The 25,684-nt window shown below is 56.7% G+C and carries 30 protein-coding genes and 1 other RNA gene; 19 read left to right on the forward strand and 12 right to left on the reverse strand.

Going from position 1 to position 25,684, the window contains the following annotated elements; genetic code table 11:
- Positions 1 to 30 precede the first annotated feature (30 nt).
- Genes ACR0M3_RS01215 through fumC form a run of 3 tightly spaced genes read right to left on the reverse strand, consistent with a single transcriptional unit; the run spans position 31 to position 1,819 of the window.
- Entirely contained in the window at positions 31 to 252 is a 222-nt protein-coding gene (locus ACR0M3_RS01215) for a ribbon-helix-helix domain-containing protein (protein ID WP_209504003.1), read from the reverse strand.
- The gene (locus tag ACR0M3_RS01220) at positions 249 to 425 is read right to left on the reverse strand and encodes a DUF4169 family protein (RefSeq protein ID WP_480481060.1); all 177 of its coding nucleotides are present in this window, start codon (positions 423 to 425) and stop codon (positions 249 to 251) included. Before ACR0M3_RS01220 ends, ACR0M3_RS01215 begins: the two co-directional genes overlap by 4 nt.
- On the reverse strand, positions 425 to 1,819 hold the full coding sequence (gene fumC / locus ACR0M3_RS01225; protein ID WP_480481058.1) for a class II fumarate hydratase: 1,395 nt from the start codon (positions 1,817 to 1,819) through the stop codon (positions 425 to 427). Before fumC ends, ACR0M3_RS01220 begins: the two co-directional genes overlap by 1 nt.
- Positions 1,820 to 2,025: 206 nt before the next feature.
- On the opposite strand from fumC, the gene ACR0M3_RS01230 reads away from it, so the two are divergent.
- Entirely contained in the window at positions 2,026 to 2,589 is a 564-nt protein-coding gene (locus tag ACR0M3_RS01230) for a hypothetical protein (RefSeq protein WP_480869262.1), read from the forward strand.
- Positions 2,590 to 2,616: 27 nt separating this feature from the next.
- Here ACR0M3_RS01230 and ACR0M3_RS01235 read toward each other — a convergent pair whose 3' ends face one another.
- From ACR0M3_RS01235 to ACR0M3_RS01275, 9 genes are all read right to left on the reverse strand, one after another.
- Complete coding sequence (locus ACR0M3_RS01235) at positions 2,617 to 3,078, reverse strand: SspB family protein (protein WP_480505270.1); 462 nt, start codon at positions 3,076 to 3,078, stop codon at positions 2,617 to 2,619.
- A 76-nt stretch (positions 3,079 to 3,154) separates the two neighbouring features.
- Positions 3,155 to 4,408, reverse strand: coding sequence for a chromate efflux transporter (gene chrA / locus ACR0M3_RS01240; protein WP_480909335.1), 1,254 nt, complete (start codon positions 4,406 to 4,408; stop codon positions 3,155 to 3,157).
- Positions 4,405 to 5,220 carry a chromate resistance protein ChrB domain-containing protein gene (locus ACR0M3_RS01245; RefSeq protein ID WP_480564869.1) on the reverse strand — a complete coding sequence of 272 codons (816 nt, stop codon included), beginning with the start codon at positions 5,218 to 5,220 and terminating at the stop codon, positions 4,405 to 4,407. The genes chrA and ACR0M3_RS01245 overlap by 4 nt, the downstream gene beginning before the upstream one ends.
- Before the next feature lie 131 nt (positions 5,221 to 5,351).
- On the reverse strand, positions 5,352 to 5,783 hold the full coding sequence (locus ACR0M3_RS01250) for an ester cyclase (protein ID WP_209503996.1): 432 nt from the start codon (positions 5,781 to 5,783) through the stop codon (positions 5,352 to 5,354).
- Between the two features lie 99 nt (positions 5,784 to 5,882).
- Positions 5,883 to 6,229: a transfer-messenger RNA gene (ssrA, locus tag ACR0M3_RS01255) on the reverse strand.
- Positions 6,230 to 6,265: 36 nt separating this feature from the next.
- On the reverse strand, positions 6,266 to 6,628 hold the full coding sequence (locus ACR0M3_RS01260) for a DUF4345 family protein (protein WP_480558454.1): 363 nt from the start codon (positions 6,626 to 6,628) through the stop codon (positions 6,266 to 6,268).
- Positions 6,629 to 6,693: 65 nt separating this feature from the next.
- The gene (locus tag ACR0M3_RS01265) at positions 6,694 to 7,344 is read right to left on the reverse strand and encodes a hypothetical protein (protein ID WP_267364371.1); all 651 of its coding nucleotides are present in this window, start codon (positions 7,342 to 7,344) and stop codon (positions 6,694 to 6,696) included.
- 13 nt (positions 7,345 to 7,357) lie between these two features.
- The gene (locus ACR0M3_RS01270) at positions 7,358 to 8,758 is read right to left on the reverse strand and encodes a selenium-binding protein SBP56-related protein (RefSeq protein WP_480505262.1); all 1,401 of its coding nucleotides are present in this window, start codon (positions 8,756 to 8,758) and stop codon (positions 7,358 to 7,360) included.
- A 115-nt stretch (positions 8,759 to 8,873) separates the two neighbouring features.
- A complete protein-coding gene (locus tag ACR0M3_RS01275) occupies positions 8,874 to 9,605 on the reverse strand; it encodes a FadR/GntR family transcriptional regulator (protein WP_267364368.1) in 732 nt (243 codons plus the stop codon).
- Between the two features lie 115 nt (positions 9,606 to 9,720).
- On the opposite strand from ACR0M3_RS01275, the gene ACR0M3_RS01280 reads away from it, so the two are divergent.
- The 18 genes from ACR0M3_RS01280 (at position 9,721) to ACR0M3_RS01365 (ending at position 25,626) form a co-directional block, all read left to right on the forward strand.
- Complete coding sequence (locus ACR0M3_RS01280) at positions 9,721 to 10,485, forward strand: DUF2182 domain-containing protein (RefSeq protein ID WP_480556357.1); 765 nt, start codon at positions 9,721 to 9,723, stop codon at positions 10,483 to 10,485.
- Between the two features lie 4 nt (positions 10,486 to 10,489).
- Positions 10,490 to 11,194, forward strand: coding sequence for a DUF1326 domain-containing protein (locus ACR0M3_RS01285; protein WP_209596177.1), 705 nt, complete (start codon positions 10,490 to 10,492; stop codon positions 11,192 to 11,194).
- Between the two features lie 154 nt (positions 11,195 to 11,348).
- The gene (locus ACR0M3_RS01290) at positions 11,349 to 11,483 is read left to right on the forward strand and encodes a DinB family protein (RefSeq protein WP_480481040.1); all 135 of its coding nucleotides are present in this window, start codon (positions 11,349 to 11,351) and stop codon (positions 11,481 to 11,483) included.
- On the forward strand, positions 11,484 to 12,587 hold the full coding sequence (locus ACR0M3_RS01295) for a dimethylsulfoniopropionate demethylase (RefSeq protein WP_480909338.1): 1,104 nt from the start codon (positions 11,484 to 11,486) through the stop codon (positions 12,585 to 12,587).
- Positions 12,588 to 12,693: 106 nt separating this feature from the next.
- On the forward strand, positions 12,694 to 13,689 hold the full coding sequence (acuI, locus tag ACR0M3_RS01300) for an acryloyl-CoA reductase (protein ID WP_480481036.1): 996 nt from the start codon (positions 12,694 to 12,696) through the stop codon (positions 13,687 to 13,689).
- A gap of 180 nt (positions 13,690 to 13,869) precedes the next feature.
- Entirely contained in the window at positions 13,870 to 14,433 is a 564-nt protein-coding gene (gene frr, locus ACR0M3_RS01305; protein WP_480481034.1) for a ribosome recycling factor, read from the forward strand.
- 9 nt (positions 14,434 to 14,442) lie between these two features.
- Positions 14,443 to 15,174, forward strand: coding sequence for an isoprenyl transferase (locus tag ACR0M3_RS01310; RefSeq protein WP_480472659.1), 732 nt, complete (start codon positions 14,443 to 14,445; stop codon positions 15,172 to 15,174).
- A complete protein-coding gene (locus ACR0M3_RS01315) occupies positions 15,171 to 15,953 on the forward strand; it encodes a phosphatidate cytidylyltransferase (protein WP_480481032.1) in 783 nt (260 codons plus the stop codon). The genes ACR0M3_RS01310 and ACR0M3_RS01315 overlap by 4 nt, the downstream gene beginning before the upstream one ends.
- On the forward strand, positions 15,953 to 17,125 hold the full coding sequence (dxr, locus tag ACR0M3_RS01320) for a 1-deoxy-D-xylulose-5-phosphate reductoisomerase (RefSeq protein WP_480909341.1): 1,173 nt from the start codon (positions 15,953 to 15,955) through the stop codon (positions 17,123 to 17,125). Before ACR0M3_RS01315 ends, dxr begins: the two co-directional genes overlap by 1 nt.
- Before the next feature lie 4 nt (positions 17,126 to 17,129).
- Positions 17,130 to 18,482 (forward strand): RIP metalloprotease RseP, encoded by a 1,353-nt coding sequence (gene rseP, locus ACR0M3_RS01325; RefSeq protein ID WP_480909343.1) that lies wholly within the window; start codon positions 17,130 to 17,132, stop codon positions 18,480 to 18,482.
- A 79-nt stretch (positions 18,483 to 18,561) separates the two neighbouring features.
- Positions 18,562 to 18,690 carry a hypothetical protein gene (locus ACR0M3_RS01330; protein WP_267364732.1) on the forward strand — a complete coding sequence of 43 codons (129 nt, stop codon included), beginning with the start codon at positions 18,562 to 18,564 and terminating at the stop codon, positions 18,688 to 18,690.
- Positions 18,691 to 18,818: 128 nt separating this feature from the next.
- Positions 18,819 to 21,179, forward strand: coding sequence for an outer membrane protein assembly factor BamA (gene bamA, locus ACR0M3_RS01335; RefSeq protein WP_267364733.1), 2,361 nt, complete (start codon positions 18,819 to 18,821; stop codon positions 21,177 to 21,179).
- Between the two features lie 63 nt (positions 21,180 to 21,242).
- Positions 21,243 to 21,764 (forward strand): OmpH/Skp family outer membrane protein, encoded by a 522-nt coding sequence (locus ACR0M3_RS01340; protein WP_480545593.1) that lies wholly within the window; start codon positions 21,243 to 21,245, stop codon positions 21,762 to 21,764.
- Between the two features lie 73 nt (positions 21,765 to 21,837).
- Positions 21,838 to 22,311 (forward strand): 3-hydroxyacyl-ACP dehydratase FabZ, encoded by a 474-nt coding sequence (gene fabZ, locus ACR0M3_RS01345; RefSeq protein WP_267364735.1) that lies wholly within the window; start codon positions 21,838 to 21,840, stop codon positions 22,309 to 22,311.
- Positions 22,308 to 23,093, forward strand: coding sequence for an acyl-ACP--UDP-N-acetylglucosamine O-acyltransferase (lpxA, locus tag ACR0M3_RS01350; protein WP_267364736.1), 786 nt, complete (start codon positions 22,308 to 22,310; stop codon positions 23,091 to 23,093). Before fabZ ends, lpxA begins: the two co-directional genes overlap by 4 nt.
- Before the next feature lie 4 nt (positions 23,094 to 23,097).
- Positions 23,098 to 23,892 (forward strand): LpxI family protein, encoded by a 795-nt coding sequence (locus tag ACR0M3_RS01355; RefSeq protein WP_480909346.1) that lies wholly within the window; start codon positions 23,098 to 23,100, stop codon positions 23,890 to 23,892.
- On the forward strand, positions 23,892 to 25,058 hold the full coding sequence (gene lpxB / locus ACR0M3_RS01360; protein ID WP_480909349.1) for a lipid-A-disaccharide synthase: 1,167 nt from the start codon (positions 23,892 to 23,894) through the stop codon (positions 25,056 to 25,058). Before ACR0M3_RS01355 ends, lpxB begins: the two co-directional genes overlap by 1 nt.
- On the forward strand, positions 25,051 to 25,626 hold the full coding sequence (locus tag ACR0M3_RS01365) for a hypothetical protein (protein ID WP_480909350.1): 576 nt from the start codon (positions 25,051 to 25,053) through the stop codon (positions 25,624 to 25,626). Before lpxB ends, ACR0M3_RS01365 begins: the two co-directional genes overlap by 8 nt.
- Positions 25,627 to 25,684: the final 58 nt, after the last annotated feature.

Below are 25,684 nucleotides of genomic sequence, written 5' to 3' on the forward strand. Positions count from 1 at the left end.
TTATACCCAACAGCCAAGATCTGACAAGCGTTAAACCTTGTCTCGGTACCAGTTCAGAATAAACACGCGAATAGCCGAGGCCAATCCGGTTTCCGGGTCGCGGTCAACATCAATTTGCGCGGCCAGTGCATTGATTGGCTGATCTTTTTCTTTCGCAATGTCGCGAAATGCCCGCCAAAACTCATCTTCAAGCGAGACAGATGTCCGGTGTCCTTTGAGGGTCAATGAACGTTTTACCGGGCGGCCGCTCATTCATCCAGCTCGTGATTGTCAAGGTCACGCCTCTGCTTGTCCTGCTGAAGCCTGACGATTGTTTTCTCGGACTTGGTGCGCCCAAAGGCGACGGCATTCTGGTCTGCGCGGGCCTTCTTTTCGGCCCGCGCCTTTTCTTTTCGATACCGGTTCAGGTTGACCGGCTTGCCCATCAGTCTTTCGGGCCGATCATCTGTTCGGGGCGCACAACGGCATCAAAGGTTGCCTCGTCCACAAACCCCAGCGCAATGGCTTCTTCCTTGAGGGTTGTGCCGTTCTTATGCGCGGTCTTGGCGACCGTGGTGGCGTTGTCATAGCCGATGGTCGGGGCCAGCGCCGTCACCAGCATCAGCGATTCCTTCATCAGCTTGTCGATGCGCGGCTCATTGGCCTTGATGCCCAGCAACATCCGCTCGGTAAAGCTGTCGGCAGCGTCGCCCAGCAACTGGATGGATTGCAACAGGTTGTAGGACATCATCGGGTTATAGACGTTCAGCTCGAAATGGCCCTGACTGCCTGCAAAATTCATCGCGGCGTTGTTGCCCATCACGTGCGCAGCAACCTGTGTCAGAGCCTCGGCCTGGGTCGGGTTCACCTTGCCGGGCATGATGGACGAGCCGGGCTCGTTCTCGGGCAGGATCAGTTCTCCAAGCCCCGAACGCGGGCCAGAGCCCAGGAAACGGATGTCGTTGGCGATTTTATAGCAGCTGCCCGCGATGGTCGCCAAAGCCCCGGACATAAAGACCATGGCGTCATGGGCGGCCAGCGCTTCGAACTTGTTCGGTGCGGTCACGAAGGGCAGGCCGGTGATCTGCGCCATATGGCCCGCAACCGCTTCGCCCCAACCGTTTTGGGTGTTCAGGCCGGTGCCTACGGCGGTGCCGCCTTGCGCCAGTTCGTAGATGCCGGGCAGCGCTGCGTGAACGCGTGCAATCCCCTGACGAATCTGGTGGGCATAACCGCTGAATTCCTGCCCCAGTGTCAGAGGCGTTGCATCCTGCGTATGAGTCCGGCCGATCTTGATGATGTCCTTGAACTCATCAGCCTTCTGCTCAAGACCAGAGGCCAGTTTTTCAAGCCCAGGCAGAAGGACGTCACGAACACTCATCGCTGTGGCGATGTGCATCGCGGTGGGAAAGGTGTCATTCGACGACTGACCCATGTTGCAGTGATCGTTCGGATGCACGGGGTCTTTTGAACCGATGACACCGCCCAGAATTTCGATGGCGCGGTTCGCGATGACCTCGTTCGAGTTCATGTTCGACTGGGTGCCGGAACCCGTCTGCCAGACGACCAGCGGAAAGTTGTCGTCAAACTTGCCTTCGATCACCTCACCCGCGGCCTGAATGATGGCATCGGCAATCCTGGCATCCAGTTTTCCGGTCGCCTTGTTCTCCATCGCGCAGGCTTGCTTGATCACGCCCAGCGCACGCACAATGGCAATGGGTTGTTTCTCCCAACCGATCGGGAAGTTCATGATCGAACGCTGCGTTTGCGCGCCCCAATACTTGTCGACAGGAACCTCGAGCGGGCCAAAGCTGTCGGATTCGGTGCGGGTCTGAGACATCTGTCACTCCGTCTGGTATGCTGTTGTATGCCGTTTAGCCGCAGCCAAGCTGTGACGCAATCGGCCAGTTGCGCGCACCTTAAACCCAAGGGCGTCAAAGGTATAGGCGCGGGGTGCGTCACTTTTATTGTTATCGTCGGGGAATGTGCCATTGTGCGCGGCCCCCTCTCAGCTACAATAGGTTCGTAGCCGCCTTGGAGGACAAGATGTCGAATTTCCATCGCATTACGCTTGAAAAAGCGATCGTGTTATTTGCTGTCTGTGCTTTGTGGCTGTCTGTTCTGGGCGCATCTGCGCGCGCCGCGGACATTACCCCGTTCCTGGGGGATTATGTGGGCTCGGCAAATGTCGTGGATGCGGACGGAACCTCAACCCCGCGGGATATGAGCGTTTCCATTTTCGAGACCAAAAACGGGTTCAACGTCAGCTGGCAAACCACGACCTACAAGCTGGACGGGCGGGTAAAAGAACAGCAGTTTTCCATCGACTTCGTGCACTCGGACCGCCCGGATGTATTTTCGGCCGCAATGAAACGCAACGTGTTCGGTCATGAGGTTCCGCTGGATCCGATGAAAGGTGAACCCTTCGTCTGGGGGCGTATCGAAGGCGATACGCTGACGGTGTTTTCGTTGTTCATTGACGTTGACGGCGGATATGAATTGCAGCAGTTCGACCGAACACTAGCCGAAGACGGGCTGAACCTGTCATTTTCACGCTTCATAGACGGCCAGAAATCCCGATCAGTCGAAACATTTCTGATGAAACGCTGAACCCCGCGCCGGGCGGGGCTCAAAGGCTTATTTGCGGAAGCTGTCCAGCGACACGACATCGGCGTCGTGATGTGCCTCTTCTTCCTCTTCGACCTCGATCAAGTCATCTGCAACATAATCGTCCTCATCTTCGTCGTCCGGGCTTTCGAACCGCAGTCCAAATTCCACCGATGGATCGACAAAGGTCTTGATCGCGCCATAAGGAATATAGAGCGGTTCCGGCGCGTCCCCGAAATTGAGAGTAATGGCGAACCCGTTCTCTCCGACTTCGAGGTTTTCAAACCAGTGCTGCATGACGATTGTCATTTCTTCCGGATACCGGTCGCGCAGCCAATCCGCGATGTCCACGCCATCTTCGCGTGTGTCGAAGGTAATGAAAAAGTGATGCGCTCCGGGCAGACCGGATTTCGATACATCCGTCAGCACAGTCTTGATAAGCCCGCGCATGGCGGTGTGCATCAGGTTGCCATAGTCGATGCCTTGCGACATGTGTCATCCTCAAAAGTGGTTAAGCTCAGCATAGGGGTTTTGTTCGGAAACGAAAGGGCAGGTATGATCGGATTGATCAGATATTATGCGCAGCCAGCCCTGCCATTGACATCAGAACCAGCACCGTACCGATCCCCAATTTTAGTCTAAATATCAATATTCCAGCAATAAAGGTTAACGCAAGCGCCGGGATATCGAGCGAGGACAGTCGGGGCACGGGTATTGCCGCCGGACCCAAATTCATATCTGGCACCGATTCGAAAAGAACATTCAGGGCAAACCACACGGAAAGGTTGAGAATCACTCCGACAACAGCGGCGGTGATACCGTGAAGGGCGGCAGACAGGCGGGGACGTGTGGCCAGACGGTCAAGGTAAGGGGCCGTCAGGAAAATCCACAAAAAGCAGGGCACAAACGTTGCCCATAGCGCAACAGCGCCCGCAGCAAGCGCCAGTGAGAACCCACCGTTGATCTGTCCCGCCAGCATGGCGACAAACTGTGTAACCAGTATCAATGGCCCGGGGGTGGTTTCTGCGAGACCCAATCCGTCAATCATCTGGTCTGCACTGATCCAGTGATACTGATCCACAACCGTTTGCGACATATAGGCCAGAACGGCATAGGCGCCGCCAAAGGTCACAACAGCCAGACGGGCAAAGAACCACCCCAGATCGCTGAGCAATTGATGGCCGCTGAGTGTTAACGCAACAAGCGGCCCCAGCCAAAGCGGCAACCAGACCGCTATCGTCCGGGCCGAACGGGCAAAGTTCGGCGTGTCCTGAACATCGGTTGCCCCAATGGATCCATTATAACGCAAATACCCCCACAGGGCCGCGATCAGAATGATCAGCGGGAAGGGCAGGTTGAACAGAAAGATTGACAGAAACGACAGGCCTGCGATGACACGATGTTCCATATCCGTCAGCGCCTTACCTGACAGCTTGCGCAGGGCTTGCAGGACGATCACGATGACGGTCGCCTTGATGCCGGTAAATGCGGATTGCACCAGTGGAATGTCGCCGTATGCTGAATAAAGCGCGACCAGAACAGTAATGACAAACGCCCCTGGCAAAACGAACAGGCTGCCCGCAATCAACCCGCCCGCGACACCGCGCAAGCGCCAGCCTGCGTAGGTAGCCAATTGCATTGCCTCTGGACCGGGCAGCAACATGCACAAGGAAAGCGCGCGCAGATAGGTCTGTTCATCCAGCCAGGGCCTGCGCTCGACCAGTTCCTGATGCATCAACGAGATCTGGGCAGCCGGGCCCCCAAATGACAACAGGCCGATCCGTCCGAATACCTTGAAAAGGTCCAGTGCCGTAGGTCTCATGCGCCATGACCCGATGGCCAGTCATGCTTTTCATCAAACCCGTCGCGTGCCCAGCGGAACAGGGCATCATAAAGGTGCAACCCGGCTTCAAGCTGAGCATGATCATCGCGATACTGGCGGGACAAACCGACCGAGAACGCCAGCAACCCAGCGGCTTCCGGGGCCAGATCATTCTGGTCGGTATCCGCAGCGCGAATGATCCGGGCCATACGCTCAAGCGCCTCGGTTCGCAGGTGAAATGCCCGGATCATCGTGTCAAATGTGCAGCCGCTGTCCCGATGCGTCCAAAATGTATTCGGAACGTCAAAGGGGGTGGCACCAAAGTGATCAACGACTCCCTGAACTTCTTCCGACGCGACGAAAAGGAACCGTGCATTGCGATCAACAAACCGGCGGATCAGCCAGGGGCAGGCGATACGGTCAATTTTGGGCCTTTGACGCGTAACCCACAATGTGCTGCCGTCAATGCGCGCCGGCAGAATCGACAAGGGGATCAACGGCGCCTCGCGCTGTTCGCGCCACCCTTCAAACCCGCCTTCCAGATGTTCGGCGTTTTTGCCCATCCCGCGCAGCCAGGACGCCACCCCTTGGCTGAGCTTTTTGCCCTTGTGGCAGATTACTACGCAAGGGTCGTCGCCAATCAGACGACTCATCGCGTCGATTTCCGTGTGCGGGCAGCGAATTGACCCCGGAATCAACCGCGGATCGTCGCTGAAATCCGCATCGGTGCGTATATCGATCAGAACCGGCGCCCGAGGCGTTCCGATTAACCGGCTCAATTGGGTTGGTGTGATGGCGTTAAGAGCAGCCATAGCATGTCTCCTTTAGTCATTCGGATCCATGCGAAGCTTGGGCTGACGCCTCACGGGGTGTTCGCAAGCTGACCCCCTGCGTCAGTGCTACCGCGCAAGAACGTAGGGGGTCAAGTTTGCGGTTTGAACCGTCAGGCCCAGTCGAGCCTCTGACCGGTCATGCACACCGGAAGGGTGTCGGCAGGAAACTGACCCATCTCTTCAAAAAACGAGATGAAATCGAAATGATTATACGCTTCGACCATCTTATTGTTTTTGAACCGGGCCATGACCTGACCGGTGACCTCCAAAGGGGCACCATTATCGGCCCGGCACGTCTGCACATGCAGGATGGCGGATACCCAATCGCCATTCTCGATGATCTTGGGCAAATCCACCTTGATATCCCCCAGGACATGGCGAAATGCCGTGACGAGATCCCGAAAATCGTCTGCACCCACCTGCATTTCGGGGATCAGCCCCTCGGCCATGGTTTCGGGCGCAAAGAACTGATCGATCGCCTCGGTGTTTCCGTTTTCCCAAACCTCAGAATACCAGGATCTGAGTATCTCTGAATTCGTCATCCCAACGCTCCTGTCCAACTGCGAACACGATGGCAAAAAGGAATGAACAAACTCTGAATCTGCGCAAAGGCGGCGTAAATCTTAGACATATTGGTGGGAAGTGCAGGTTTCTGTTGCCAGGTACCTGCGAACCCCGCCTTACGCGGCTAGGCGCAAGGACTTAAGTTTCGGTCTTGCTACTGCTTACGCAGCAACTGCAACCGGAGCACGATTGTCGTTTGCAATTGTACTGTTTTCGCCGGTAACGGTGGCAGACAGCCGAGACAAAGCTTACCCCTTTAGACGTTCGTCGATCCTGTTTCGGCCCCGTGATCCTCAAACGAAGGATTTTGGTGGAGCCGCCGGGTACCGCCCCCGGGTCCGATCCGCTTATTACGAGCGCGTTTATGTCCATAGTCCCGAAGGACACCTCATATATAGGTGAGGAGAGCTGCGGATGCAAACCCGGATTACACATCTTTGTTGGCTTTAATTACAGAGCGTTACGCGGCCCTATTGAAGTTTGCGGCGATCAACCATATCGCCAGAACCAGTTCGATTCCTCCAAAAGTCGCTGCCTTCAAAAAAGGCGGGTTATCCAGCGCCAGTGACAGGAAGCGGCCCAGTGCGGCACCGGCATAGGCAATGCCCAGCATCGTGTAGGCCATCGGAGCATTCAGCCAGATGACAGCAATGCCCGAGACGACAAACAGCCCTCCGACCGAAGCGCGCAGCTCGCTCAGACCCATGGTGCTGTTGGTAGGTGCAAGATCCAGCGCGTTGGCGGTATGAACTGGCGCCAGAAAGCCGAACAGGCCAAAACCGATTGTCAGCAACGCGGCAATGACATTCAGGGTCGTGATCATCCGGGCCTCATTGAATTGTAATATCAGCACCTGAGGATAGTGTGTTGCGGCCCAAAGGAAAGCGATTAAACCGCCGACCACAGCCCCAAAAGACCAACTAAAACAAGGCTGAGCGCCCAGATGAGTTCAAGGTTGAACCAGCTGCGGGACAGGAAACGCAGCCCCAGCCAACGATAAACAGCGAAGGCCAGAAACCCTCCGCCCAGAACCATGGCGGCGGTATGCAAGGCCGCGACCCCCAGAACCAGCAGACCGTTTGTTGTCATGATTTTGGAGATCGCCTGATGACCGGCATCCAGTTCATCCAGCTGGCACAGACCAAGATAGATCGGAACCAGCATAAGGGCGGCCCCGTGGGCAAGCGCCACGAGAAACGACCACAGCGCCAGTTTGCTGGGCGGTATGCGCGACAGAAAACGGGGATGACGGCGGGTGATCGCAATGTATAGCCCCATCGCGATGACAATCAACGCAGCCCCGATGCGGATTTCCCGTTGATAGTCGACCAGAACGGCCATCAACGCAAAAGGCAGAAGGACACCCAGCATGGCAATGAAATGTCCACCTGCCAAAGCTGCCAGCGCGCGCCAGAGGGCGGATTGGCGCTGCTCCATCAGGGCCGAGGAAACCGCCAGCGGCCATCCCATCCCGGGGTTCAGCCCGTGATACGCGCCGCTCAGAACAACGGCCAGCCAAAGGCCAGCCGTTGATGTCATCAGAATCTCCAATTCAGACCGAGGGGTAACAGAAACTGTCGGTTGAACAATCTCCACCCTCCAGCCGGATTTGGTGGCTGCGATATCCTTTGGGGAAATCAACCCAGAATTTCGGGTCCAAAACCAGCCCGCCATTCTCACCGACATCCGCCTTGACCATGGCCGCGCCGCCTTCTTCGGGATAGAACTGATCGTCCCACGTGGAATAAAGTGAATTGGTCCAATAAACGCGTTTACCATCGCGGCTGATCTCGACCATTTGTGGCCCATAGCCAAAGGTCTGTCCGTTCGGATGTTTGGTCTTTTTGACAATACCTCCGATTTCAACTTTCCCGGCAAGGGTCGGGTTCATCGGATCGGATACATCATATTGATGCATCTCGCCGGTGCCCCAGCAAGCGACATAAAGGTATTTGTCATCCAGGCTCAGGTCGATATCGGTGACCAGTGGTGGTACGGCGGCAAACCCCTTCAGAAGTTCAGGAAGATCATCTGGATCAGCGGGTTGTGGGTCGATGGTGATCGTTTTCTTGGCTTCGAACGTGCCATCTTCATTGCGCCACCACGTAAAGATTGCGCCTTGCAGGTTGGTGGTGTCGACGACAACACCACAGAACCCGTATTGTTTGACCGGGTCATGCGCGGGCCGGATTTCCAGCGCCATCTGGTGGTTTTCGCCCAGATCGATGGTTTGGATATTGGTCCGGTTGCGCAGGTTCCAGAAATGGATGCGGTGACCGTATTTGTTCGAAAGCAGATCCTCGGCCACCAGCCCGTTTTCAAATTGCGGGGGAAGGCCCCATTCGGAACTTACCATGTAATCGCGCGGCAGATTCCACCAGAAATCATAGTGCTTGTCCTGCACGCCGCGTTCAATCTCATAGCGCCCGATGATCTCGAAGGTTTCACAATCCATGATGAAAATACCCGGAGGGCCATCCGTGCCGTCCTCACCGCCACCGCCCAGCGTGCTCACATAGATGCCTTCCGGCCCGCAATGGATCGTGTGTGGTCGTGAATACCCTGTTTTGTCAAAGACTTCCTCGGGTTCGATGATCTTGTGAATCTTCGCCTCAAGCGGGTTCTTTACATCGATGATGTATATCCGGCTCGACCGGATACCGGGGATGATCAGATAGCGACGTTCCAAAAACGCATGACCACTGAGCGGTGACAGCGATGAGGAACAGGCATTCCAACCAAAATGGTGAAACTCGTCGCCTTTTTCGGGCATGATCACCTGATGCACGATCTTCCCGAAATCGGCCGAGGTTGGATCGACATTCACTACTGCCAGCCCGTCGGGTTGCGAAAAATCGGGGCTGAGCATCAGCGTGAAAGCAAGCGTTTCTGCGGGGCCTTCCATCGCCAGCTTGGCCGACGGATAAAAGGTTGGGTCCGGTCTTTTGTTCATAACGTCCTCCCGTAAATCATTGTCATTTAATTCTTATTGAGAGTTCCGGTCTTGATGCCGGATGACATTCTGCCTGCTCGACCTCTGCCTTTAAAGTATGTTTCCGTTTAAGCCCTCAGGCCGGTTTACGTTTGCGTTCGGCCACATCGTGGGCCAGTTGCTGTGTGTAATGCTCCAGATCGACCAGCGCGGCGTCGACGGTATCTGCGTCTCTGGCCTCAAGCGCGTCTGCAATTCTGGTGTGCAATGCGATGATTTCTTCGCGCGAACGTGCCGTGAAGGTAATCATGTTCATCAAAGGCTGCATCGCCTCGACCGCGCCAGCCAGTTGATAGGACAGGACCGGGTTGTCGGCCCCGTCCACCAGGGCCCTGTGGAAGGTGACGTCTGATGCACAAAACGCCTCATCCGTCAGACCGGGCTGAGACTGGCGAAAGATTTCCGCCCGCATCGTGGCAAGCTGATCCGCCGTTCGTCTTTGGGCAGACAGGGGGGCGCAGGCGCGCTCCAGCGCATAGCGGGCCTCGCAGGCCGTATCAAAGCTGACAGCGTTCATAGACAGCAGCAGGGTCGAGGTTGTGATCTGCTGCGAATAGGCATCTTCGAAACTCAGACGGTTTACGAACGCACCTCCGGTTGCGCCACGCTGTGTGCGGATCAGGGATTGCGCCGCCAGTCGTTTCAAAGCCTCACGCACCGTTGGGCGCGAAACTTGAAATTGCTCGGATAGTTCCGCTTCCGAGGGCAGGCGCGCATCCACAATCAACTCGCCCGAAACAATCGCGTCCCGGATGGCTTGTGCAATCTGGGCAGACAGGTCGGCGGTTTTCCGAGGCGCTATTTTCATATTCAGAAGACCCTGAGTAAATTTTTATTTGTCTGACATTTAAAAGTCTGACATTTGAAAAGCAAGAGAGTTGAGTCGGGAGGCCGAAGTGAGTCGTACTTGGCTGCGCAGCGGAATGTGGCTGGGCTTTTATGTCCTGATCCTGTGGGCATGGTGGGTCATGTTCGCGATGGGCCGCGACATGGACTTGGACCTGATCGGTCGTCCGGGGCCTATGGGGCAGGCGATGGCTGCGATGGACCCGCGCATGGACATGTACATGCCCATGGCCGAGTTTGGCACGCTGTTCTGGATGTGGGCGATCATGATGGCCGCCATGATGCTGCCGACGCTTGTGCCAACCCTGCGCAGTTATGACGACCTGATCCGCAGCGCCAATGGCACCCGTGCCGGGTGGCTGGGTGTGCTTGCAGGGTATTCCTTGGTTTGGGTCGGGTTTGCGGCTGTGATCGCGGGAACGCAACTGGCTTTGCTGTTTGGTGACGTGATCGACATGCTAGGCATTGCCAGATCCGGCTGGGTTGCGGGCGGATTGATGATAGCGGTTGGCGCGTTTCAGTTCTCGCGCGTCAAAGAGGTCTGCCATGGCGTGTGCCACGCCCCGATGACCTATTTCCTGGGCCATTGGAAAACCGGATTTGCGGGCGGCGTTCGCATGGGACTGGGCCTTGGTACCTTCTGCGTCGGATGCTGCTGGGGTTTCATGGCGCTGGGTTTTGTAGGCGGCGTCATGAGCCTGTTGTGGATGGGTCTTGCGACCCTGTTCATGGTTTTGGAAAAACTTCCCCAGATCGGGCATGCTGTAACCCGACCGGTGGGAGTTGCATTGATTGCGGGCGGTCTTTTCCTGCTCGTCTACCCTATTAGCTACGGAGGATAAGCCAATGGCTAAGAACAGAAAACCAGATGCCGATCGGTTGCCCGTCAGCCAGCGTATCGACAGCCGGATGCCCAATCCCAAACGTCGCGAGATGAGCCCGACGGACTGGGCCATCAAGGGGGAGTTGATCCTGAACTGCTCGTGCGATGTGTTCTGTCCCTGCGTCGTTTCACTGGGCGCGCACCCTCCGACCGAAGGGCATTGTCATGCCTGGATGGGTATTATCGTTGATGAGGGCCATTACGAGGGCGAGGACCTGTCGGGTCTGAATGTCGGCCTGCTGGTCGATATTCCCGGCCGGATGGGTGAAGGCCAGTGGAAAGTGGCGGCTTACGTAGATGAACGCGCCAGCGGCAAAGCCTATAACGGGCTGCTGCAAATCTTCAGCGGGCAGGCGGGCGGCACCACCGGTCTGTTCACCATGCTCGTCAGTGAAATCATCGGGGCCGAACGGGCGCCGGTTCAGATCGAGCGTGACGGCACCAAACGTCGCATCATGATAGGTCGCAAGATTCAGGGTGAGATCGAGATGCTGGCAGGCAAAGACCCCGAGCATCCCGTGATGGTTTCAAACTCAAAATACTGGATGGGTCCTGACATCATCGTGGCGCGTGGCACCAAGTCGAAAGTGCGCGACTACGGGCGCGTTTGGGATTTTGGCGGCAAGTCGGCTGAAATCTGTCCGATTGATTGGCACGGGCCCAAGTGATGATCACAGGCGCGTTTGCGCAAGATGTGGCGCGCTAGAAACACTGGCAAAACTCGCAGTTGGCCGCGTTTCTGCAATAGTTGTCGCATCAGGAACTGACCTGTTTATCGGGCCAATCACCTGTTGCTTAATCGTAAAAGAGATCGATGTCACAATGCCTTACAAAAACTATGTGATCCATTTCTTCAACCATCAGACCCACCACCGGGGTCAAATGCGCAAGATGCTGACCGAAGTTGGGTCGCAAGCGCCCGTCAGCGATATCGTCTTTATGCCCAAGGAGGTTTGAATGCCGCAGATTTCCGCCTCTCGCCGCTTGCGGCGCACACCGTTTTCAGAAGGGGTCGAGGCCGCAGGGGTCAAGGGGTACACGGTTTATAATCGTATGCTGTTGCCCACGGTCTTCGAAAGCGTCGAAGCCGATTACCGGCATCTGAAATCCCATGTGCAGGTCTGGGATGTCGCGTGCGAGCGGCAGATCGAGCTGCGCGGACCGGACGCCGCGCGCCTGATGCAGATGCTGACCCCGCGCGATTTGCGGGGAATGCTGCCGGGGCAATGTTTCTATGTCCCCATCGTGGATGAAACCGGCGGTATGCTGAATGACCCGGTTGCGGTAAAACTGTCCGAAGACCGCTGGTGGATTTCAATCGCTGACAGCGATCTGTTGTTGTGGGTCAAGGGAATCGCCGTTGGATATCGTCTGGATGTGCTGGTAGACGAACCGGATGTGTCACCTCTTGCTGTTCAGGGTCCCAAAGCCGACGCTCTGATGGCGCGTGTCTTTGGCGACCGGGTGCGCGACATCCGGTTCTTCAAATTCGATATGTTCCAGTTTGAAGGTCGCGATCTGGCTGTGGCGCGATCGGGCTATTCCAAACAAGGCGGGTTCGAGATTTATGTGGAAGGCAGCGATATCGGCATGCCCCTGTGGAACGCCCTGTTTGCAGCAGGGGAAGATTTGCAGGTGCGCGCCGGATGCCCGAACCTGATCGAACGGATTGAAGGTGGTCTGCTGTCTTATGGCAATGACATGACCGACGACAACACCCCGCATGAGTGCGGTTTGGGCAAGTTCTGCAATACACATACCGCGATTGGCTGTATCGGCAGGGACGCGTTGCTGCGTGTGGCCAAGGAGGGGCCTGTTCAGCAAATCCGCCCCGTCGCCATTGGGGGCGATCCGGTGCCGGGCTGTGACCGACCTTGGGGCCTTTACGCGGACGGCAAGCGTGTGGGGCAGGTGACCTCGGCCGCGTGGTCACCCGATTTCAACACCAACGTCGCCATTGGCATGGTACGCCTGAGCCATTGGGATTCGGGAACGGAGCTGGACGTGGAAACGCCAGATGGGATGCGCCGCGCGACCGTGCAGTCGCATTTCTGGATTTAAAGGGGGGTTTTGGGGGCGCTGCCCCCGTCGCTGCGCGACTCCCCCGGGATATTTGGGGCCAGGTGAAGCAGCGGGCCGGTTACAGAAACACGAAAGGAATTGAGAGATGTTCAATGCACTTGTGATGGACAAGGACGAAGAAAGCGGTTTGGCGAGCGCGTCGGTCAGGCAGCTTACGCTGGATGATTTGCCGCATGGCGACGTCACGGTCGCGGTTGAATATTCCACAGTGAACTACAAGGATGGTTTGTGTCTGTCCCCCAAAGGGGGCGGTTTGGTGCGGGCGTATCCGCATGTTCCCGGAATTGATTATGCCGGTACCGTCGAGGCATCGACCGATGCGCGTTACAAGCCGGGTGACAAGGTTGTTCTGACCGGGTGGCGGGTAGGCGAGGCGCATTGGGGTGGATATTCGCAGAAAGCCAGTGCCAAGGCGGACTGGCTTGTGCCTCTGCCGGATGGGCTCGATGCCCGGCAGGCGATGGCCGTAGGCACCGCCGGGTTTACCGCGATGCTGGCCGTGATGGCGCTGGAGGATCACGGGCTGACCCCCGATCGCGGCCCGGTTCTGGTAACCGGGGCGGCCGGTGGTGTTGGGTCGGTGGCGACTGCCATTCTGGGCCATCTCGGGTATGAAGTGGCGGCCGTGACCGGGCGACCTGAAACCGGGGATTATCTGGAATCGCTGGGCGCAACGACAATAGTGCCCCGCGATGAGCTGAATGAGACAACCAAGCGCCCGCTGGAAAGTGAAACCTGGGCGGGCTGCGTGGATGCCGTGGGCGGTGCGATGCTGGCGCGTGTGCTTGGGCAAATGAAATACGGCTGTTCGGTTGCGGCCGTGGGTCTTGCGGGCGGCGCGGCGCTTCCTGCAACGGTGATTCCCTTCCTGCTGCGCGGCGTGAACCTTCTTGGCATCGACAGTGTGATGCAGCCCTATGAAAACCGGGTTCGTGCCTGGAAAAGGATTGCAACCGACCTGCCGATGGACAAGCTTGAGTCGATGGTACAACCAGCGGCCTTGTCCGACCTTCCGCAACTGGGTGCCGATATCCTGAAAGGGCAGGTCAAAGGGCGCGTTGTTGTCGATGTGAATGCCTGAGCGCAGTTGACAGCCTAAACCCGATACGATGCCGTGTCGGGTTTTGCGCAGGCGGTTTGGTACAAAATGATCGCAACACCTCTGGCCATTGGTACAAAACCGCCTCATGATTGCTATACATCCCAAATGTGATGGCGTAAGACCCATCCAAAGAGTACCTGAATACGGGGAGTGAGCAGCATGTCTGACGACTTCGAACTGGACACCGATGACCTGAAACGCCGTATGGATGGCGCAATGGCCAATCTGAGAACCGAATTTGCCTCGCTGAGAACCGGGCGCGCCTCGGCTTCGATGCTGGAACCTGTCATGGTCGACGCGTATGGCTCGATGACACCGATCAACCAGGTGGGCACCGTCAACGTGCCTGAGCCCCGCATGGTCACTATAAATGTGTGGGATAAGTCATTGGTCGGGAAGGTTGAAAAGGCCATTCGTGAAAGCGGCCTTGGCATCAACCCGCAGCTGAACGGCACCATCATCATGCTGCCGATTCCTGAGTTGAACGAAGAGCGTCGCCGTGAACTGGGCAAGGTCGCTGGCCAATATGCGGAAAGTGCCCGGATCGCGATCCGCAATGTGCGCCGGGATGGCATGGATCAGATCAAGAAGGCAAAAGCGGATGGTATGTCTGAAGACGACCAGAAGCTTTGGGAAAGCGAAGTGCAGGATCTCACGGATGCGATGATCAAGGCGGTCGATGCGGCGCTTGAAACCAAGCAAACTGAAATCATGCAGGTCTGATCTGGTCTGATGCCGAAAGATCCCCAAACCGATCCGGTCTGCGGCCCGCGCCATGTCGCTATCATCATGGATGGCAATGGCCGTTGGGCGCAGGCGCGCGGTCGCCCCAGGTTGTTTGGGCACCATGCCGGTGCGCGGCGTGTTCGCGAGGTTGTCGAGGCCTGCCCGCACCTGGGGATCAAGTACCTGACTGTATTTGCATTCTCGACCGAGAACTGGAAGCGAACGCAGGTTGAGGTGGCCGGGTTGATGAGCCTGTTTCGGCGCTACATCATTAAGGAGACACGGACCCTGGCGGACAATGGCATCCGGGTTCGGTTCATAGGTGATCGGGTACGGTTGGATTCGAAACTGATCGAATTGATGGATTCACTGGAAGAGGAAACCAAGGACAACGACCTTGTTCATCTAACGGTCGCCCTGAACTATGGCGGTCGGGACGAGGTGGCGCGCGCGACCAAACGTCTTGCGCGGGATGTGGCCGACGGGCGGCTTAAACCCGAGGATGTGGATGAAGAAACGTTACCTAAGTATCTGGATACACGCGTTCTTCCGGATCCTGACCTTGTCATTCGGACCAGTGGAGAAGCACGGATTTCGAACTTTCTGCTGTGGCAGTCCGCCTATTCCGAGTACGAATTCATAGATACCTTGTGGCCGGATTTCACTGCCGCAGAACTCGAAAGGCTTTGTCGCAACTATGGGGCCAGAGAGCGTCGGTACGGGGCGGTTCTGGCATGAGTGATGGCCGGTGGTCTGATCTGACGAGCCGGGTCCTTTCTGCCGCCGTTCTGGTTGCAATAGGGGCCATCGAAGTCTGGCTTGGCGGTCTCTGGTTCGAGGTCTTCATTGCGGCTGCTTGTGGCCTGATGACCTGGGAACTGGTTCGGATGATTGACCCTGAAAGCCAGGGTGTGGCCGTCCAGTTGGGCGTTCTGACTGCGTTTGCGGTTATCCTCAGCTACCACCTGCCGGCGCTGTACACGCTCCCGGTCGTGCTTGCGCCAGCTTTGGTGGGTATGGGACAGATCAGCCGCTCGAAACCCCTGTACGGAATGTTCGCGGTCTGGATTGTTGCGGCTGGTCTGGGTTTCATTTCCATTCGCGAAAACTCGGGTTTTGGCTGGATGGTCTGGCTGATCGCGGTGGTGGTTGCCACCGATGTGGCGGGCTATTTTGTGGGTAAAATGGTCGGTGGACCCAAGTTCTGGCCAAAGGTCAGCCCCAAGAAAACATGGTCGGGAACGGCAGGCGGATGGGCTGCCGCGGCCTGTGTCGGTATCGTCTTCGCAAGCCACGCGGGTTTCGGGTTTGCCTTTGTTGTTGTTTCCGTTCTCGCATCAATGGCCAGTCAGGCGGGTGACATAATCGAAAGCGCGATCAAACGTAAATTCGGGGTCAAGGACAGTTCAAATCTGATCCCCGGCCATGGCGGCTTTCTGGATCGGTTCGACGGCATGATGGGGGCTGCGGTGTTTGTTCTGATCGCAGGGCTTTTGTACACGCCGGGTGAGATGTAATGCGACGGATTTCCGTTCTTGGGGCCACGGGTTCGATCGGGCAAAACACGCTTGATCTGATTTCGCGTAAACCCGAAGACTATGATGTGGTGGCCCTTACAGGCGGCGCAAATATTCGACAACTTGCCGATGACGCTCGTCGGTTGCGCGCCGATCTAGCTGTCACGGCACACGAAGACAGGTTGGAGGATTTGCGTGCCGCACTGGCCGGAAGTGGGGTCGAAGCGGCGGCCGGGCCGCGTGCGATCGCCGAGGCCGCAGCGCGCCCGGCGGATTGGGTCATGTCAGCCATCGTCGGAGCAGCGGGCCTTGCGCCTGGGATCGAAACCCTGAAACAAGGGACAACACTGGCCTTGGCCAACAAGGAAACATTAGTCTGCGCAGGATCATTGGTTCTCGACACTGCAAAAAACCATGGCGCGCGTTTGCTTCCTGTCGACAGTGAACATTCGGCGGTGTTTCAGGCATTGGTTGGTGAAGATATCAACGCTGTCGAGAGGGTGATTATCACCGCAAGTGGCGGAGCGTTCCGCGATTGGCCGCTGAAAGATCTGGCAAACGCCACCGTCGAACAAGCGTCCAGCCATCCGAATTGGGATATGGGCCAGCGGATCACGATCGACAGTGCCTCGATGTTCAACAAGGCGTTGGAAGTTATAGAAACAAAAGAATATTTCGGAGTTTCCCCGGACCAGATCGAAGTTTTGGTTCATCCTGAATCCATTGTCCATGCAATGGTCGGGTTTCGGGATGGCGCGATGATGGCACATATGGGCGCCCCCGATATGCGCCACGCCATTGGGTATGCGTTGCACTGGCCCGACAGGCAGGAGCTGCCGGTTCAGCGGCTGGACCTCGCAAAGCTGGGACAGCTGCGCTTTAACGAACCGGATCTGACACGCTATCCAGCCCTGAAACTCGCCTGGGACGTGATGCAGCGTGGTGGGCTGGCTGGCGCAGTATTCAATGCCGCCAAGGAACGCGCGCTGGATCACTTCATTGCGAGCCGGATCGGCTTTCTTGATATGGCGGATACCGTTTCTGTCGTATTGGACAGGTTTGACGCAACGGGTGGCCTTATTGATGCCCCGATGACACTTGATAACGTGCAGCAAACCGACCATCTGGCACGTCAGTGGGTCGATAACACTGTGATGGAACGAGCAGGATAGAACTTTGGACGTACTTTCGCTGATCCCGCAATTCGGCAATCTGCTGTGGACGATTGTTGCCTTTGTTATTGCGCTGTCGGTCATTGTGGCCGTGCATGAATATGGCCATTACATTGTGGGCCGGTGGTCTGGTATCCATGCCGAAGTCTTTTCACTCGGGTTTGGGCCGGTGCTCTGGAGCCGCAAAGATAAACGCGGAACCAAGTGGCAGATCGCAGTGTTGCCTTTTGGTGGATACGTGAAATTTCTGGGCGATGCCAATGCGGCCTCGGGCAAGGATGAAGAGGCGATGGAAGACATCGCGACCCAAAATCCTGAGGAGTTGCGCCGCACCATGCACGGCGCCCCGCTATGGGCACGGGCAGCAACTGTCGCGGCTGGCCCGGTCTTTAATTTCGCCATGTCCATTCTGGTTTTTGGCCTGATCTTCTGGTCACAGGGCGTGTCGCGTGAACCCCTGACCGTTGGCGCGTTGCAGCCTTTGCCAGGCACCGTGCAGGAATTGCGCGAGGGAGATGTGATTACGGCTATCGCCGGTCGTCCGACACCGGACTATGACGAAGAAGTCGCATGGAAGGAGTTCATCGATCAGCTGCCTGTTCAACCGGTTCTGGATTATTCCGTGATCCGCGATGGCCAACCCCTTGAGGTTCAGGCCCCCTGGATGCTTCCGCCGCTGATCCGTCAGGTTGCTCCGCGTAGCGCGGCTATGGATATCCAACTGAAGCAAGGGGATGTCATCACCTCGGTCAATGGTGAACCGATCTTTGCCTTCGAACAGCTAAAGGATCATGTCGAAGGATCGGACGGTCGCGTCTTGCTGCTTGAAGTCTGGCGGGATGGGTCCGAGTTGGAATTTGCCCTGGCGCCCCGGCGCACGGATGAACCGCAGCCTGATGGTGGTTTTGTCACCCATTGGCGCATCGGAATCGTCGGTGGCATGATGCTTGAGCCTGCTACCGTACCGGCTGGTCTTTTTGATTCCCTAAAGGGCGGTGTCACCCAGACTGGCCGCATCATCGAAGGGTCCTTGTCCGGCATGTGGCACATGGTGACAGGTGCAATCAGCACCTGCAACATCTCGGGGCCAATCGGAATTGCCGAAACTTCGGGGGCGATGGCCAGCCAGGGGGCGCAGAATTTTATCTTCTTCATTGCTGTCCTGTCGACGGCGGTCGGGTTGTTGAACCTGTTTCCCATTCCGGCGTTGGATGGCGGACATCTCGTCTTCTACGCCTACGAAGCCATTGCCGGGAAACCGCCCAGCGACCGGGCGTTGCGAATACTCATGGGCATTGGAATCTCGATCATTCTGACCCTGATGCTGTTTTCGGTCAGCAACGACCTGTTCTGCTGAATGTGGCGGCTGGAGCAGATTCCAGCCGCATTACCGCCATATTTTAGCGCTACAACATTCCCGTCTAAAGGGAACAGTCATGTCCAAAACGCTGAAAAAATCGTATCAAAGCTTTAGCTTCCTCTTCATGTTGAATTGGGATGTTATGTTGAGTTTTGCCGTTACAGCGTTGGCGATGGCTGGGGCCGCCTATCTGGCGGGAATGTGATTCTCGGGAAAATCGTAGGTCTGTTGTCGCGAAGCCGTCTGCCTAACTGCTTCGATATCGCCTTTTGACAAGCTCATTCAATCCCGTTACTCAGCATTAAAGTCTCAAAATTCTGGGTAGAGCATAAAATGACTGACAGGCGAGACGCAGGCACATCCTGCGGGGGGCATATGCCGACAAACAATATTTTGTGGCAGGCGCTAACGGTTTTTTTCCTTTTTGTTGCGGTAAGTTTACTGGCGTTTCCGCATGCGGCATCGGCGCAAAACTACACAATCAACTCGTTCGATGTTGAGGGGAACCGCCGGATCGAAACCGGAACAATTATCGCTCGGACCGGAATCGAACCGGGCCAGACTGTAACTGCCGGGCAGCTTAATGATGCCTATCAGCGTTTGCTTGACAGTGGTGTATTTGAGACAGTTGAACTGACGCCGCGCGGCACGACTCTGGTCATTCAGGTCCAGGAATATCCAACGATCAACCAGATTAGCATCGAAGGGAACGCTCGCGTCAAAGACGACGTTCTTCTGGACGTGATCTCGTCGCAACCCCGCCGGGTCTTTACGCCACAGGCGGCCGAAGCAGACGCCGACACCATTGCCGAAGTGTATTCGGCCCAGGGTCGCGTCGCGGCAACCGTTATTCCTCGCATTATCCGTCGCAGCGACAACCGGGTTGATCTGGTCTTTGAAGTGGCAGAAGGCACGACCATTGAGGTCGAGCGCGTCAGCTTTGTCGGCAACCGCGCCTATTCGGACCGGAGGCTACGCCGGGTTCTGGAAACCAAACAGGCAACCTTCCTGCGGACGTTCTTCCGCAACGACACATTTATCGGCGACCGCATTGAATTCGACAAACAGGTCATTCGCGATTTCTACCTGTCGCGGGGCTATATCGATTTCCGTGTGAACAGCGCCAACGTCGAGTTTACCCGCGAACGGGATGCGTTCTTTCTGGTGATGAACGTCACCGAAGGCCAAAAGTTCTCGTTTGGAAAGATCACGACGGTTAGTGAAATCGCCGGCGTTGATGCAGCGCCTTATCAGGATGTGCTGAAAATCAAACCGGGCGTGACGTATACGCCGACGCTGGTGGAAAACTCGATCGCGCGGCAAGAACGCCTTGGGTTGAAACAGGGTGTCGATTTCCTGCGGGTTGAACCGCGTGTGACGCGCAATGACCGTGATCTTACCCTGGACATTGAATTTGTTCTGACGAAAGGTCCGCGGATTTTTGTTGAACGGATCGATATCGAAGGCAACACCACCACGCTGGACCGTGTGATCCGCCGCCAGTTTGACACTGTAGAAGGTGACCCGTTCAACCCGCGTGAAATCCGTCAGGCCGCGGAACGCATCAATGCGCTTGGGTTCTTTGCAGTTGCGGAGGTCGAGCCTCGGGAAGGGTCGTCACCCAGCCAGGTCATTCTGGATGTGGATGTCGAGGAACAGCCTACAGGTTCGCTGAGCCTTGGCGGCAGCTACTCGGTCACAGACGGCTTCGGGATTGCAATCGGCCTGAACGAGGCAAATTTCCTGGGACGCGGTCAGAATCTTGGTGTTTCGATCTCGACAGCACAGGATTCAGAACAGTACACGATTAACTTCACCGAACCCTATTTGCTGGGCCGAAAGCTGCGTTTCGATCTTGGACTGGGACTGTCGGCGACCAATTCCGGCTTTGCCAGCTACGACACGAGCTCGTTGTTCTTCACACCTCAGCTGACCTATGCAATCGGTGAACTGTCCGCTCTTCGTCTGCGCTATGGCTGGGACCGCAGCGAGATGACGCAACAAAGCAATCAGACCAATGGCGCAGTGATCGCATCCGAGATCGCGCAAGGCAAACGGACGTCCAGTTCACTGGGACTGTCCTACATTTATGACAGCCGGATTGGTGGTCTGGACCCGAATTCTGGTGTTCTGTTCGAGGTGGGCGTCGACGCGGCAGGCCTTGGTGGTGATAACAAGTATTTCAAAACCACTGCGCGCGGTATCGCCCAAACGCGGGTCTGGAATGAAGAAGTGGTACTACGGGCCACATTGGAGCTGGGTGCGTTGAATTGGAGTGGAAATGACTTCAGCCGCACCGTCGACCGTTTTGTGTTGGGGCCTCGTACTTTCCGCGGTTTTGAGCCTGCGGGTCTTGGCCCGCGTGATTTGTCCAATGGTCAGGACGATGCCATCGGCGGCAACTATTACTGGGTCGCGCGTTTTGAAACCGATTTCCCCTTGGGTCTGCCCGAGGAACTGGGCCTGCGGGGCGGTCTGTTCTATGACGTTGGAAACCTTTACAACATCAACGATGTGAACACCGCAGGGGCAAATATCGTTGGCGCAGACGGGTCCATTCGTCACGTTATCGGTATCTCGGTCTTGTGGGAAACGCCGTTTGGACCTTTGCAGTTCAACTTCTCGAAGGCTCTGAAAAAGGAAACGTTCGACAAGGAACAGAACTTTGACCTGACCATTCAGGCCCGGTTCTGATCTGCGATGACGAACAGGTTCTTTACCTTGATACAGGGCCCGCTTTGGGCCCTGTGTGCATTTATGATGCTGTTTCAGGCCCCTTCGGCTGATGCGCAGCAGCTAGGTGTTCCGCAAGCCAGCGTGGTTACGTTGTCCGGTGAGCAGCTGTTCAAGAATTCCGCATTTGGGCAACGTGTGTTGCGCGAGATCGAAAAAGAAAGCGCAATGCTTGCGGAAGAAAATGAACGGATTGTCGCGGAACTCAGCCGAGAAGAAAAAGACCTGACCGAAAAGCGTGCGACCATGCCAGCGGAGGAGTTTCGCCCGCTGGCCGAAGCGTTCGATGTCAAGGTTCAGTCCCATCGAGACGGACAAAGGGCAAAGCTGGATGCGCTGGCACGTCGCAGCGAGGAAGCGCAGCAAACGTTTTTTGAAATTGTTCGCCCGATCCTTGTTGATTTGCTACGCGAATTCGGGGCCAGCGTGATCATCGAACGCTCCAATGTCGTTGTAAGCACGTCAGATATCACCGAGGCCGCGATAATCCGTGTGAACACGGCAATTGGCGATGGCAGCGGTTTGCAGAAGGACACAAGCGAATAGGTTCGCTTGCCCTTGCGAGGCTGTATTGCTAACCACGCTGAAAAAGAAACATTCAGAACGGGATACCTGAATCATGACAACGGAACCCAAAAGCGCCGATATTCAGTTGATCCAAAGGATCCTGCCGCATCGTTATCCTTTTTTGCTGGTCGACAAGGTGGTGGACATCTCTGGCTATCAATCAGCCCGAGGTATCAAGAACGTCACCATGAACGAGCCGCATTTCCAAGGGCATTTCCCGGGAACTCCAATCATGCCAGGTGTTACCATCGTTGAGGCGATGGCGCAGACAGCAGGCGTGATGCTGGGCGTGGGTATGGATGTCATCGACACCGAGTTGCTGATCTATTTCATGAGCATCGACAAATGCAAATTCCGCAGGAAAGTTGTTCCTGGCGACGTCCTGGAAATGCATGTCGAAACGGTTCGCGGCAAGAAAGGTGGCAAGCTTTTCAAATTCAACGGCCGCGCAACTGTTGATGGTGAAGTGGCCGCCGAGGCAGAATTCTCGGCCTATGTCGATTGGGATATGGAAAAAACAACATGAGCGGTATCCACCCCAGCGCGATTATCGAAGACGGGGCGCAGATCGGGCAGGATTGCGTCATCGGTCCTTTCAGCTATGTGGGCGCCAATGTAAAACTGGCTGATCGGGTCGAACTGAAGTCTCATGTCGTTGTGACCGGTGACACATCGATTGGTGAAGACACCGTGATCTTTAATTTTTCGGTGATCGGTGAGATTCCGCAGGACCTGAAATTCGGCGGTGAAAACACGCGCCTTGAAATCGGTCAGCGCAACCGCATTCGCGAGCACGTGACGATCAATACCGGGACCGAAGGTGGCGGCGGTGTAACCCGGATCGGGGATGATTGCCTGCTGATGGCAGGTGTTCATGTGGCCCATGACGTGCAGATCGGCAACCGGGTTATCATGGTGAACCACGCAGGGGCAGCTGGTCACTGCATCGTCGAGGATGATGTGATCGTCGGTGGCATTTCGGGCCTGCACCAGTGGGTGCGTGTTGGTCGCGGGGCGATCATCGGTGCGCTCACCATGGTGCCAAAGGACGTCATTCCCTACGGTTTGGTACAAGCCTCCCGGGGTGAGCTTGAAGGTCTGAACCTCGTGGGTCTCAAGCGTAAAGGTGTTTCGCGCGAAGACATCTCGGCGTTGCGTGCCGCGTTCAAGGAGCTGTCTGAAGGCGATGGAACATTCATGGATCGCGCCAACCGTCTTGGTCAGGGTAACGACAGCGACTATGTGCAGCGGATCGTTGATTTTGTCACCGGACACAGCGATCGGTCGTTCCTGACACCGAGGAAATAGGGACATGCTTGCGTTGATTGCGGGAACCGGGGCGCTGCCGACCGAATTGGTTGCCCAGCTGGCAGAACGTCCGCTGATCTGCGCGATGGAAGGGTTCCTGCCGGATGATCTGACGGCAGATATCGTGTTTCCGCTTGAACAGCTTGGCAGTTTTATTGCCGGGCTTCAGGCGAAGGGCGTGACCGAGATTTGTATGGCCGGCGCAGTTCGGCGCCCGAAGGTTGATCCCAAACGTATTGACGCGGCAACGATGCCGTTGGTTCCGGTGATCCAGCAGGCCATGCTGTCGGGTGATGACGGAGCATTGCGGGCTGTTATTGGCCTGCTGGAAAGCGCAGGCTTACGGGTGCGTGCCGCGCAAGAAATCGCCCCGGGTCTGTTGCCGCCTTTGGGCTGTCTGACCGAAGTGCATCCATCCGAAAGTGACATGACGGATGCAGATCGTGCTGCCGGAATTCTGCGGGCCATGGGGGCTGCGGATATTGGTCAGGCCTGTGCCGTCTCAAAAGGGCAGGTTTTGGCAGTCGAGGGCATCTTTGGAACCGCCTGGATGCTTCAATCCCTGACGCAACGCCCGGACGCGGGCGGCGGCATACTGTTCAAAGGCCCAAAGCCCGATCAAGATCGGCGTGCTGATCTGCCTGCCATCGGGCCCGACACCGTCACGGATGCGGTCGCGGCAGGCTTGTCTGGCATCGTTCTGGAAAAGGGCGGTGTTCTGGTTTTGGAAAAAGAACAGGTCATCGCCGAATGTAACCGTCTTGGGCTGTTCCTGTATATTCGCGAGCGGGCAGTCTGATGCGCGTCTTTCTGGTCGCCGGTGAACCTTCGGGCGACCGGCTGGGCGGCGCGTTGATGGAGGGGCTGAAAACACTGATCCCCGATATTGAATTCGACGGGGTGGGCGGACCTTTGATGGCGGCTCAGGGGCTGACCAGCCGGTTTCCAATGTCGGAACTTTCGGTGATGGGTTTGATCGAGGTTCTGCCGAAGTTTTTCCACCTCAAGCGTCGGATCTCGGAGACCGCGCACGCAGTTTTGGACACACAGCCGGATGTTCTGATTACCATCGACAGCCCCGATTTCAGCCTGCGTGTCGCCAAAATCGTCAAGGGCGCCAGTGGTATTCGCACCGTGCATTACGTTGCGCCCAGTGTCTGGGCCTGGCGTCCGGGGCGGGCGGATAAAATGGCAAAGGTCATCGACCATGTGCTGGCACTGCTTCCGTTCGAGCCGCCATACATGGAGCGGGCAGGGATGGAGTGCGACTTTGTCGGCCACCCTGTTGCCAGCGAACCGACGGCAACACAGGCCGAGATTGCGGCCTTCCGGAGCAGGTACGACCTAGGGGATGCACCAGTCCTGCTGGCTCTGCCCGGATCGCGACGGGGTGAGATCGAACGTCTGGCAGACACGTTCGGTGAGGCATTGCGGCTGTTTTTGACGGACCATCCCAGTTATCGTGTCGTGGTTCCAACCGTGGGTGCGACAACTGACCTGGTCAACGCTCTGACGCAAAGCTGGCCGGGCGCACCAATAGTGCTCGACCCGCGACAAATGGGGGCCGGGCAAGCCACGGTCGAAAAACGCGCGGCTTTTGGCACGGCATGTATCGCGCTGGCCGCTTCGGGTACGGTTTCTTTGGAACTGGCGGCGCAGAATACACCTATGGTGATCGCCTACAAACTCAATTGGCTGACCCAGAAAATGGCCGAACGCATGGTCAAGCTGGACACTGTTACATTGGTCAATCTGGTATCTGAAACACGCGCCGTGCCTGAATGCCTGCTGAACGATTGCCAGCCGGACAAGATCGCCAAAGCCCTGCATGATGTGACCAATGCCCCTGACGCTCAGCAACTCGCGATGAACCTGACAATGGAACGGTTGGGGCGCGGAGGAGAAGCACCGGGGTTGAGGGCGGCACGAGCTGTGCTGGACAGAATGCAGATTGAGCATGCTTGATCACACGCTGTTCGCCGCTTCAGCCGGGGTTGCCATGATATCCACCAATCTGGACAATCTGGCCGTCCTACTGGGTTTGATATTGGTGATCGAGCAACGCCGCGCCATCATTGGCTTTGCCGTCGCGCAGACAATTGTTCTGACATTGGCCATGACCGTCGCATTGGGTGTTGACCAGAGCGGCGCACCGTTTTGGATCGGGTTTCTGGGTCTTGTACCACTGGCCTTTGGTTTGCGCGGAATCTGGCGGCAGTTTTTCGGGGCCAATTCTGAAGGAACCGAGGCAAAAGGGGCCGTAACATCGGTGGTTACCCTGTTCCTGAGCCTGTCGATTGACAGTTTCGCGGTCATGACACCGCTATTGGCGGAGTCTGCCCCTTCATACCGTGTTGCCGCCTTGATCGGCGCAGCACTGGCCGCTTCAGTTCTGGTCGTAGTTGCCGCCTGGGGCGCACCTCGGGCCAAAAGCCTTGGGCCACGCGTCGCCCGTATGGATCGGATCGCCCCATATATCATGGTCTGCGTCGGGCTTTACATCCTCTTCAATTCGCCCACGGATGCCCTGTAACAGGCCTGTTTCGGCATTCCGTCTCGGGTTTGTTATCCGAGACCGTCTGTTGCAGCGG

The sequence above is a fragment of the Ruegeria sp. O5 genome (genome assembly GCF_056535105.1).